This window comes from Bacillus sp. TH30, from assembly GCF_016650875.1.
GTDB classification, from domain to species: Bacteria; Bacillota; Bacilli; order Bacillales; family Bacillaceae_G; genus Bacillus_A; species Bacillus_A mycoides.
Map to the genome: position 1 here is coordinate 2,208,253 of NZ_JAEKEY010000002.1, position 11,302 is coordinate 2,219,554.

At 38.5% G+C, this 11,302-nt stretch carries 11 protein-coding genes; 2 read left to right on the forward strand and 9 right to left on the reverse strand.

Annotated features, from left to right (window positions below; all coding sequences use genetic code 11):
* Positions 1-20 precede the first annotated feature (20 nt).
* Both JFU20_RS13435 and JFU20_RS13440 read left to right on the forward strand, forming a co-directional pair.
* The gene (locus JFU20_RS13435; protein ID WP_002063557.1) at positions 21-866 is read left to right on the forward strand and encodes an SPFH domain-containing protein; all 846 of its coding nucleotides are present in this window, start codon (positions 21-23) and stop codon (positions 864-866) included.
* Positions 867-881: 15 nt separating this feature from the next.
* Positions 882-1,046, forward strand: a complete 165-nt coding sequence (locus tag JFU20_RS13440) for a type II toxin-antitoxin system antitoxin (RefSeq protein ID WP_001085171.1) — start codon at positions 882-884, stop codon at positions 1,044-1,046.
* Between the two features lie 36 nt (positions 1,047-1,082).
* Here JFU20_RS13440 and purD read toward each other — a convergent pair whose 3' ends face one another.
* From purD to purC, 9 genes are all read right to left on the reverse strand, one after another.
* Positions 1,083-2,354 (reverse strand): phosphoribosylamine--glycine ligase, encoded by a 1,272-nt coding sequence (gene purD, locus JFU20_RS13445; protein WP_002010024.1) that lies wholly within the window; start codon positions 2,352-2,354, stop codon positions 1,083-1,085.
* Between the two features lie 378 nt (positions 2,355-2,732).
* Positions 2,733-4,268 (reverse strand): bifunctional phosphoribosylaminoimidazolecarboxamide formyltransferase/IMP cyclohydrolase, encoded by a 1,536-nt coding sequence (gene purH / locus JFU20_RS13450; RefSeq protein ID WP_088038243.1) that lies wholly within the window; start codon positions 4,266-4,268, stop codon positions 2,733-2,735.
* Between the two features lie 24 nt (positions 4,269-4,292).
* Positions 4,293-4,880 carry a phosphoribosylglycinamide formyltransferase gene (purN, locus tag JFU20_RS13455; protein WP_012260224.1) on the reverse strand — a complete coding sequence of 196 codons (588 nt, stop codon included), beginning with the start codon at positions 4,878-4,880 and terminating at the stop codon, positions 4,293-4,295.
* Positions 4,877-5,917: a phosphoribosylformylglycinamidine cyclo-ligase gene (gene purM / locus JFU20_RS13460; protein ID WP_002010019.1), complete on the reverse strand. Its 1,041-nt coding sequence runs from the start codon at positions 5,915-5,917 to the stop codon at positions 4,877-4,879. The genes purN and purM overlap by 4 nt, the downstream gene beginning before the upstream one ends.
* A 100-nt stretch (positions 5,918-6,017) precedes the next feature.
* Positions 6,018-7,433, reverse strand: a complete 1,416-nt coding sequence (purF, locus tag JFU20_RS13465; RefSeq protein WP_002124870.1) for an amidophosphoribosyltransferase — start codon at positions 7,431-7,433, stop codon at positions 6,018-6,020.
* Complete coding sequence (gene purL / locus JFU20_RS13470) at positions 7,418-9,637, reverse strand: phosphoribosylformylglycinamidine synthase II (protein ID WP_201038695.1); 2,220 nt, start codon at positions 9,635-9,637, stop codon at positions 7,418-7,420. Before purL ends, purF begins: the two co-directional genes overlap by 16 nt.
* Positions 9,621-10,304, reverse strand: a complete 684-nt coding sequence (purQ, locus tag JFU20_RS13475) for a phosphoribosylformylglycinamidine synthase subunit PurQ (RefSeq protein ID WP_000666771.1) — start codon at positions 10,302-10,304, stop codon at positions 9,621-9,623. The genes purL and purQ overlap by 17 nt, the downstream gene beginning before the upstream one ends.
* Positions 10,301-10,555 (reverse strand): phosphoribosylformylglycinamidine synthase subunit PurS, encoded by a 255-nt coding sequence (gene purS, locus JFU20_RS13480; protein WP_000278823.1) that lies wholly within the window; start codon positions 10,553-10,555, stop codon positions 10,301-10,303. The genes purQ and purS overlap by 4 nt, the downstream gene beginning before the upstream one ends.
* The gene (gene purC, locus JFU20_RS13485; RefSeq protein WP_002010014.1) at positions 10,548-11,267 is read right to left on the reverse strand and encodes a phosphoribosylaminoimidazolesuccinocarboxamide synthase; all 720 of its coding nucleotides are present in this window, start codon (positions 11,265-11,267) and stop codon (positions 10,548-10,550) included. Before purC ends, purS begins: the two co-directional genes overlap by 8 nt.
* Positions 11,268-11,302 lie beyond the last annotated feature (35 nt).

The following is an 11,302-nucleotide window of genomic DNA, read 5'->3' on the forward strand; positions in this document are numbered from 1 at the left end:
TATATCAAGGAGGCGATCATATGAAAGAAAAACAAGTATTTTATGTTAATGGATTTCTCGGCGTTATTGGAATTTTAGTTTTAGCCGCTATCGGTGTATTTTGCCTTGTACAAGAAATGTTTGTAATAGCTATTTTAGCTCTCATATTAGCATCTGTTTTAGCTACAGGTATCGGTATCGTTCAACCGAATCAAGCGAAAGTTATTACGTTCTTCGGTAGTTATTTAGGAACAATTCGTCAAAATGGTTTATTTTTAACAATTCCATTCGCGTTTCGTCAAACTGTATCTTTACGTGTTGAAAACTTTAACAGTAAGAAATTAAAAGTAAACGATGTTGAGGGCAATCCAATTGAAATTGCAGCCGTTATCGTATATAAAGTTGTTGATTCCGCAAAAGCAATGTTTGGTGTTGAGCATTACGATCGATTCGTAGAAATTCAAAGCGAAACAGCAATCCGCCACGTTGCTACAAAATATCCTTATGATAATTTCCAAGATGAAACTTGTATCACGTTACGAGGAAATACTGAAGAAATCTCTGAAGAATTAAAGCGTGAGTTAGAAGCACGCCTTGAAATCGCTGGCGTAGAAGTATTAGAAACTCGTTTAACGCATTTAGCTTACGCAACAGAAATTGCCCATGCAATGCTCCAGCGTCAACAAGCAAAAGCAGTATTAGCTGCTAGAAAAGAGATTGTTGAAGGTGCTGTGAAGATGGCGAAAGATTCAATCCATATGTTAGATGAAGAAGGCGTACTGGAACTCGATGACGAGCGTAAAGCAAATATGGTGAACAATTTATTAGTTGCCATCGTTTCAGATAAAGGTGCGCAACCAGTTATTAATACAGGAAGCCTATACTAAAGGTTGTAAGTGATTATGGCCAAAAAGAAAAGCTTTCCATTACGTATTGATCCTGAATTACACGCAGTCATCGAAAAATGGGCGAATGATGAGTTTCGTAGCGTCAATGCACACATCGAGTATTTACTTCGAGAAATGGCAAAGCAAAAAGGGAAATTAAAAAAAGATAAAGATGCATAAAAATCCCGCTGAGAAATCAGCGGGATTTTTTATACATTAGCTTTTCTTCATCTCATGCCCAATTGCACGATATCCTATATCACTTCGGTAAAATAAACCATCACTCTCAATTTTACCGATTTCTTTATAGACCTTATCTTTCGCTTCTTGTAAACTATTCGCCTTACAAGCAACAAATAATACACGGCCACCGTTTGTTACAAAGTCACCATGTTTCATCGCTGTACCCGCATGGAAAACTATTACATCTTGCAGTGCATCTAATCCGTTAATAATTTCACCTTTTTTATATGCTTCTGGATATCCTTTCGAAGCAAGTACGACACCAATAACTGCTTCCTTTGACCATTGTAACGTTAATTCACTTTCATCTAATACAGCGTTACATACATCAACTAAATCATTTTCTAAGCGTGGTAATACAACTTCCGTTTCAGGATCGCCAAAGCGTGCATTGAACTCAATTACCTTTGGACCATCATTCGTTAAAATAAGCCCCGCATATAAAATTCCTGTAAACGAACGATTTTCTTGGATCATCGCTTTAGCAGTTGGATGTAATACTGTTTGAATCGCTTCTTGAACCGCTGACTCCGGAATTTGTGGTACTGGGGAATATGCACCCATTCCGCCTGTATTAGGACCTTTATCACCATCAAAAGCTCGTTTATGATCTTGAGCAATTACCATTGGATACACAGTTGTTCCATTTACAAATGCCATTAATGAAAATTCTTGTCCATCTAAAAACTCTTCAATAACGACCTTCTTGCTTGCTGCGCCGAATTTCACATCTTGTAGCATTTCTTTCACAGCTTGTAATGCCTCTTCAAGCGTCATTGCTACGGTTACACCTTTACCAGCAGCTAACCCATCTGCCTTAATTACGATCGGTGCACCAACTTTCTGAATGTACTTTACTGCCTCTTCATAGTCTGTAAAAGTTTCATATGCCGCAGTTGGAATATCATACTTTTTCATCAATTCTTTTGTAAAAGCTTTACTACCTTCAATAACAGCAGCAGCTTTATTAGGTCCGAATACACGAAGTCCCTCTTCCTTAAAGCGATCAACGATTCCATTCATAAGTGGAATTTCTGGTCCAACGAAAGTTAAGCCTACATTGTTTTCTTTTGCGAATAAGACTAATGCATCAAAATCATTCTCATCAATATCAACTGGTGTTGCAACGTCTCGCATACCTTCATTACCTGGCGCTACATATATTTTTTCTACCTTTTCAGATTGTGCAAACTTCCAAGCTAAAGCATGCTCACGTCCACCACGGCCAATTACTAAAACATTCATATTTCATCCCCCAATAATTAAATAAGTACAAACTAGAAGCTATGCTCCTAGTTTGTTTTCATATCAATAAAAGTTTAAAAAGGAGGATCAAGAGAACCGAGCAGGTCAAGGCGCATTTGCCAGGAGGACACGGAGTGTAGCTTTCCTACATGAGTACCGCACTGGCTATGCAACGACGACATGCGACAGTTATCTTGACCGGACTTTTTAAACAACCGTATCAATAGAAAGTTAAAAAGGAGGATCAAGAGAACCGAGCAGGTCGAGGCGCATTTGCCAGGAGGACACGGAGTGTAGCTTTCCTACATGAGTACCGCACTGGCATTGCAACGACGACATGCGACAGTTATCTTGACCGGACTTTTTTAACATCCTCTATTAGTGTTTGAAATGACGTACGCCAGTGAACACCATAGTAATCCCATACGCATCTGCCATTTTAATAGAATCTTCATCACGAATCGATCCGCCTGGTTGGATGATTGCTGTAATTCCAGCTTTTGCTGCTTCTTCTACTGTATCTGGCATTGGGAAGAAAGCATCAGATGCAAGTGCGCTACCTTGTGCTTTTTCGCCAGCTTGTGTAATTGCGATTTTTGCAGAACCTACACGGTTCATCTGTCCCGCGCCTACACCAACTGTCATGTTATCATTCGCTAAAACAATTGCATTTGATTTCACATGTTTTACAACTTTCCAAGCTAGTTTTAAATCTTTCCATTCTTGCTCTGATGGTTCACGTTTCGTTGGAATTGAAATTGCGTCCTCATCTAATGATAACGTATCTTCTTCTTGAACAAGAAGACCACCTTGTACAGAAGTTAGTTTTTTGCTTGCACTTGTCGCTTTTTCAATATTTACAGTTAGTAAGCGTAAGTTCTTCTTACTTTGCAACACTTCTAAAGCTTCTTGCGAGAACGAAGGAGCGATAACAATTTCTAAGAAAATTTCGTGTAACTTTTCTGCTGTAGCTTTATCAATTTCACGATTTGCTGCAATAATACCGCCGAAGATTGATACTGGATCCGCTTCATAAGCACGAGTATATGCTTCGTGAATATCAGTTCCTACTCCAACACCACATGGATTCATATGTTTTACCGCTACTACTGCTGGTTCTGTAAATTCTTTCACGATGCTAAGTGCTGCATCCGCATCGTTGATATTGTTATAAGATAATTCTTTACCGTGTAATTGTTCTGCGTATGCAACAGAAGAAGTTGCTGCGAATGGCGCTTTATAGAATGTCGCTTTTTGATGTGGATTTTCGCCATAGCGTAAATCTTGTTTTTTCTCAAATGTCACTGTTAATGTTTCTGGGCTTTCTTCGCCCATTTGCTTTGTTAAGTAGTTAGAAATTAACGCATCATATGCCGCTGTATGACGGAATACTTTCGCTGCTAATTTACGTTTCGTTTCCTCTGTTACTTCACCGTTCTCTTTCAGTTCTGCTAATACAACATCATAATCTACTGGATCTACAATTACCGATACAAATTTATGATTTTTCGCAGCAGAGCGAATCATTGTTGGGCCACCGATATCAATATTTTCAATTGCATCAGCAAATGTTACATCAGGCTTAGCGATTGTTTCTTTAAATGGGTATAAGTTAACAACAACAAAATCAATTGGCTCCATACCTAATTCATTCATTTGCGCTACATGCATTTCATTATCACGAACTGCTAATAGACCACCATGAATATTTGGATGTAATGTTTTTACACGACCATCCATAATTTCTGGGAAACCAGTTACTTCAGAAATACCAATTACTTGCAAGCCGTTTTCTTCTAATAATTTTTTCGTACCACCTGTTGAAATAACTTCAATCCCTTGTTCAAGTAAACCTTTAACAAATTCTACTACTCCTGTTTTATCTGAAACACTTACTAATGCACGCTTTTTCATTTATCCTTCACCCCTGGTTGTATGTTAGTTAACAGTTGGTTTTTTCACAGACTGAACAATTTGATTCACTGTATTTACGTATAATTTATGTTCAACTTGTTGAATTTTCTTTTGTAAGCTTTCTCTCGTATCCCCTTCAGAAACAACTACTGCTTCTTGCGCAATAATTGGACCTGTATCCATACCTGCATCTACATAGTGAATCGTTACTCCGGTTACTTTCACACCCGCTTCTAACGCTTGACCAACAGCATCTTTCCCTGGAAAACTCGGTAGTATTGATGGATGAATATTAATAATTTTCCCGCCATACGCTTCTAGTAAAGTCGTTCCAATTAAACGCATATATCCAGCTAAAATAACATAATCAATTTCATACTCTTCTAGCTTTTTTAATATCTCTTTTTCAAATGCTTCTTTTGACTCATATGCTTTCGCTGAAAAGGAAAAACACGGAATATGGTGATAGTGTGCCCGTCCAATAGCGCGTGCCTCTGGTTTATCACATACTAATAAACTAATATCTGCATCCAATATTTTGTCTTCTACCGCATTAATGAGAGATTGAAAGTTAGAGCCGCTCCCAGAAGCAAAAACTGCTAATCTACTCATACTTCTGTTCCCTCAATAAAGGTAACACCAGACCCTTGTACAGTGTGTCCAATAATATGAGCTTTCTCGCCTTGTTCCTCAAGAAGACGAACAATATCTTTTGCCTCTTCTTCCTTTACTGCTACTACCATACCAATACCCATGTTAAAAATATTGAACATTTCTTTCTCTTCTAGTTTTCCAACTTCTTGAAGTAAACTAAAAATCGGTTGAACTTGCCAAGATCCTAATTCAATTTCCGCACCGATTCCTTCTGGCAACATACGTGGAATATTTTCAATGAATCCACCACCTGTAATATGTGCCATACCGTATACTTCATGTTTCTTCAATAGTTCTAAAATAGGTTTGACATAAATTTTCGTTGGTTTTAATAATTCTTCACCAAGAGGTAGTTCTAAGCGTCCGTAAATACGATCTAAAGATAGTTCTCCATCTTCTAGTAGCACTTTTCTTACTAAAGAATAACCGTTACTATGAATACCGCTAGATGCTAAGCCAATTAATACGTGACCAGCTTCAATTTTTTCACCTGTTACAATTTTCTTTTTATCAACAATTCCAACTGTAAAACCAGCTAAATCGTATTCTTCCGTAGAATACATTCCTGGCATTTCAGCTGTTTCTCCACCAATTAATGCACAACCAGCTTGGCGACAGCCCTCTGATATACCTTTGACGATGTTTTCAATTTTACTAGGTTCAGCTTTACCACAAGCAATATAATCAAGGAAGAAAAGCGGCTCTGCTCCTTGGACAACAATATCATTTACACACATTGCTACTGCATCAATACCAATTGTGTCATGTTTATCTGCCATAAAAGCGAGCATCAATTTCGTTCCCACGCCATCTGTTCCAGATACTAATACAGGTTCTTCTAATGCAAATTTTGATAGATCAAACATACCTCCAAAACCGCCTAAACCGCCTAGCACTTCTTTTCTCATTGTTGTTTGTACGTGTTTTTTCATGCGAGATACCGCTTCATATCCAGCTTCAATATCTACTCCTGCTTGCTTATATGCATTCGCCATCGTTATTTACACCTCGTCTTTTAATTTCTCCCCATCCAGGGCGGCCGTTTTAAGAAAGAAGCTAGCTTCTACATCAAAAGAAGTAGAAGCTTTTTTCTTCTTATTTCATACTTTCTAAAAGCTCTTGCTCATAATCATAAAGAGCTGTTGGATAGTCTCCATTGAAGTAAGCCATACATAGACCACCGTATTTCCCTTCATATGGGCGTCCAATTGCATCTACTAATCCATCTTCACTTAAAAATGTTAGTGAATCTGCTCCGATGATTTGACGGATTTCTTCTATTGAATTATTTGCTGCGATTAATTCTTTTCTCGTTTGAATATCAATGCCATAGAAGCATGGATACTTAAGAGGTGGTGAAGCAATTCTTACATGGACTTCTGTCGCTCCAGCCTCGCGAAGCATACGAACAATTCGTTTACTTGTCGTTCCTCTTACGATAGAATCGTCAATCATAACAACTCGTTTTCCTTCAACTACGCCTCTTACTGCTGAAAGCTTCATCTTAACTCCTTGCTCACGCAGTTCTTGAGAAGGTTGAATAAACGTACGTCCAACGTAACGATTTTTAATTAACCCTAACTCATACGGAATTCCTGTCGCCTCCGCATAACCAATTGCTGCTGAAATACTAGAGTCTGGTACACCAGTAACAACATCAGCTTCAATAGGAGCTTCCGCCGCTAAACGTTTCCCCATGTTTTTACGTGCTGCATGAACATTAATACCAGCTATATTAGAATCTGGACGTGCAAAGTAAATGTATTCCATACTGCAAATCGCGTGGTCTACTTCATTTGTAAAACGATCTACGTGAATTCCTTCATCATTGATAATAAGCAATTCACCAGGTTCTACATCACGAATGTATGTTGCACCAACTACATCGAAAGCACATGTTTCCGATGCTACAACGTAAGCATCCCCCATCTTTCCAATTGAAAGAGGACGGAATCCATTTGGATCTAGCGCAACGATCATTTCATTTCCAGTTAGTAAAAGATATGCAAACGCACCTTTCACTTTATTTAGAGCCTCTTTTACACTATCAATTAAAGAATCTTTTGTACTACGCTTAATGAGGTGTAAAAGTACTTCTGTATCTGAACTTGTTTGAAAAATACTTCCCTCTGCCTCTAATTCACGACGAAGCATTTTTGCATTAATTAAATTTCCGTTATGAGCTAACGCCATACTATGATCGGAAAAACGGAATAATAATGGTTGAACGTTAGCAACTTCACTTCCACCAGCTGTTGCATATCGTACGTGTCCAATTGCTGATTTCCCGTTTAATCCCTCTAGCTCACCTCTTGAAAACACTTCTGATATTAAACCTAACCCCTTGTGACCGATGATTTTTTCCCCATTATTTACAACAATGCCTGCGCCCTCTTGCCCACGGTGCTGCAAACTGTGCAATCCGTAGTACGAAACTTGTGCTGCATTTTCATGCCCCCAAATTCCAAAAACGCCACATTCTTCATTTAACCCCTTTATTTCAGCAAGCATGGGATTGCCCCTTTCCAAGCCTTTCTCATTTCATCTACATTTGCTGTAAGTAATACTTCATTTTCTTCATTATGAATTGTTACTTCATTTGTATTTGTCACTTCTCCAACTTGAATTGCTTCAACCACTTTCTCAAATGCTTCTTTATTTTCACGTTTTACGGTTATAACGAAGCGCGATTGTGATTCTGCAAATAATACTGCTGTTGCTTCTCCGTCTAATTTCACAGTAGCACCTAAACCGTTAGCACCAATTGCACTTTCAGTAATTGCAACTGCTAAACCACCTTCTGCAACATCATGTGCAGATTGAACAAGGCCAGCTTGAATTGCTGCTAGTACTTGCTTTTGGCGTTTTAATTCTACATCTAGATCGATGCTTGGTGATTGACCGAAAATTTTTCCGTAGATCATTTTCTGTAATTCACTTCCACCAAACTCAGCTTTCGTCTCTCCAATTACATAAACTAAATCGCCAGCTTGTTTAAATTCTTGTGTTGTTACGTGTTTTAAATCGTGTACAAGTCCAACCATCCCAACAGTTGGTGTTGGATATACAGCTTCACCACTACGCTCGTTATACATTGATACATTCCCGCCGATAACTGGCGTTTGTAACTTGCGGCAAGCTTCACTCATACCGTCTACTGATTTCTCAATTTGCCAGAAGATCTCTGGTTTTTCTGGGTTACCGAAGTTTAAGCAATCTGTAATTGCAAGTGGCTCCCCGCCAGAACATACGATATTACGTGCTGCCTCTGCTACTGCAATTTTACCGCCCACTTCTGGATCTAAATAAATGTAGCGAGAGTTACAATCTGTCGTCATTGCTAATCCTTTTTCTGTGCCGCGTACACGTATAACCGCTGCATCTGAACCTGGTGTAACGATTGTGCTAGTGCGCACTTGATAATCATATTGATCATATACCCACTCTTTACTTGCAATCGTTGGTTGTTGTAATAGAGCTAATAACGTTTCTTTATAATCTTCTACTTTTGGTGTTTCCATTTTCATCTGTTGGAACTCAGCAAAGTATGCTGCTTCTTTTGACGGTTTATGATAAATTGGTGCTTCTTCTGCAAGAGCATCCGCTGGTACTTCAGCTACCATTTCATCTTTATGGAATAATCGAAGCATTTTATCTTCAGTTACTTTCCCCATCGTAACTGCTGCAAGACCATACTTCTCAAATAAATCTACTATTTCTTGCTCTCTACCTTTTTTCACAACGATTAACATACGCTCTTGTGATTCAGATAACATCATTTCATATGGAGTCATTCCAGTTTCACGCTGCGGTACATCATCTAAGTACATTTCAATACCCATACCTGCTTTACTTGCCATTTCTGCAGAAGATGATGTTAAACCAGCAGCTCCCATATCTTGAATTCCAACAAGTGCATCAGACTGAATAAGTTCTAAACATGCTTCAATAAGAAGTTTCTCCATAAATGGATCCCCTACTTGAACTGCCGGACGCTTCGCTTCTGAGCTTTCAGATAACTCTTCAGATGCGAATGTTGCACCGTGAATACCATCACGACCAGTTGATGCTCCTACGTACATTACTGTATTACCAGCACCATGTGCTTGCCCTTTTTTAATATCTTCATGATTAATTAGGCCTACACACATTGCATTTACAAGTGGATTTCCTTCATAACATGGATCAAACTGTACTTCGCCGCCAACAGTAGGAATACCAATGCAGTTACCGTATCCTGCGATTCCCGCTACTACTTCTTCAAATAAATATTTCACGCGTGGTGATTGTAATTCACCGAAACGAAGTGAGTTTAATAGAGCTACCGGACGTGCTCCCATAGAGAATACATCGCGAATAATACCACCGACACCTGTCGCTGCCCCTTGATATGGCTCAATTGCAGAAGGATGGTTATGACTTTCCATTTTAAATACAACCGCTTGATTATCACCGATATCTACAATTCCAGCGCCTTCTCCAGGTCCTTGTAAGACACGCTCACCTGTCGTTGGAAACTTACGAAGAACTGGCTTTGAATTTTTATAACTACAATGTTCAGACCACATAACAGAGAATAGTCCCGTTTCTGTATAATTCGGCAAACGGCCTAAAATCTTTTCAACCATGGTAAACTCTTCGTCTGTTAGCCCCATTTCCGCATATATACGCTCTTCTTTAATTTGTGTTGGATTTGGCTCAAGCATTAACGACATATGTTTCCCTCCACTGTTTTAAGATAGATTGAAAGACTTTTAACCCTTCAGCACCGCCAAGTAATTCATCTACAGCACGCTCTGGGTGTGGCATCATACCAAGAACATTTCCTTTTTCATTTACAATACCTGCAATATCTGAAACGCTTCCATTCGGATTTTCTACGTAACGGAATGCGATTTGATTATTCTCTTCTAATTGTTTAAGAGTTGCTTCATCACAATAGTAATTTCCTTCGCCATGTGCAATTGGAATATTAATTACTTCATCTTTTTCATATTGTGATGTAAACATCGTTTCATTATTTTCAACACGTAACTGAACCGTACGGCACATAAATTTCAAGTTTTCGTTTCTCATTAATGCTCCTGGTAGTAATCCTGATTCAACAAGAATCTGGAATCCATTACACACTCCTAAAATTGGCTTTCCTTGCTCAGCAGCTTTTTGCACTGCTTTCATTGCGTTAGCAAAGCGAGAAATAGCACCACAACGTAAATAGTCACCGTAAGAGAATCCACCTGGTAGTAAAATTGCATCATATTCATCTAAATTCTCTCTATCGTGCCAAACGTAATCTACTTCTTCACCAAGCTCATCTTTAATTGCATGGAACATATCGACATCACAGTTCGAACCTGGGAATACTATGACTGCAAATTTCACTGTGCGACAACCTCCTCAACTTCATAACGGAAGTCTTCCATTACAACGTTTGCTAATAATTTTTCACACATTTCTTTTACCTTGCTATCCAGATCAGATACTGATTTATCAATTGTTAATTCCATATATTTTCCGATTCGAACGTCTTGTACTTCTGTAAATGAAAGACTATGAAGCGCTCCCTTTACCGCAGTTCCTTGTGGATCTAATACACTTTCTCTTAACGTTACATATACCTTAACTTTATACATGTGAAGCTCCCCCTAAACGTTTTAAAATTTCTTCATATGCTTCTGTTAAATTCCCAAGATCACGACGGAATACATCTTTATCAAATTTTTCATTGCTCGTTTCATCCCATAAACGGCAAGTATCTGGTGAAATTTCATCTGCTAATATGATTTCCCCTTCTTCTGTTACGCCAAACTCTAATTTAAAATCTACTAATCTTACACGACAGCTTGCGAAATGCTCAATCAACACTTGATTGATTTGTAGAGCTGCATCTCGTAATACGCTTACTTGCTCTGGTGTTGCAACATTTAACAAACGAATATGATCTTCCGTTACAAGTGGATCTCCTAAATCATCATCTTTGTAGTAAAATTCTACGATTGGTGTTGTAAGAGCAGTTCCTTCTTCCATTCCTAGTCTTTTTGAAAGACTACCTGCAATTACGTTTCTTGTGACAACTTCTAATGGAATAATACTCACCTTTTTGACAAGTTGTTCTGTATCAGATAACTTCTCCACAAAGTGTGTTTTAATTCCGACTTCTTGTAACTTTCTGAACAATAAAGTTGTAATCTCATTGTTCAAACGACCTTTTCCTGTAATTGTCGCTTTTTTCTCCCCATTGAAAGCAGTCGCACTATCTTTGTACTCTACCCAAACCATATCTGCTGCTTCTGTACGATAAATTCTTTTTGCCTTACCTTCATACAGCAATTCTAGCTTTTGCATTTCGCAAGCCCCCTGTAGTTTGAAAAATGTGAATA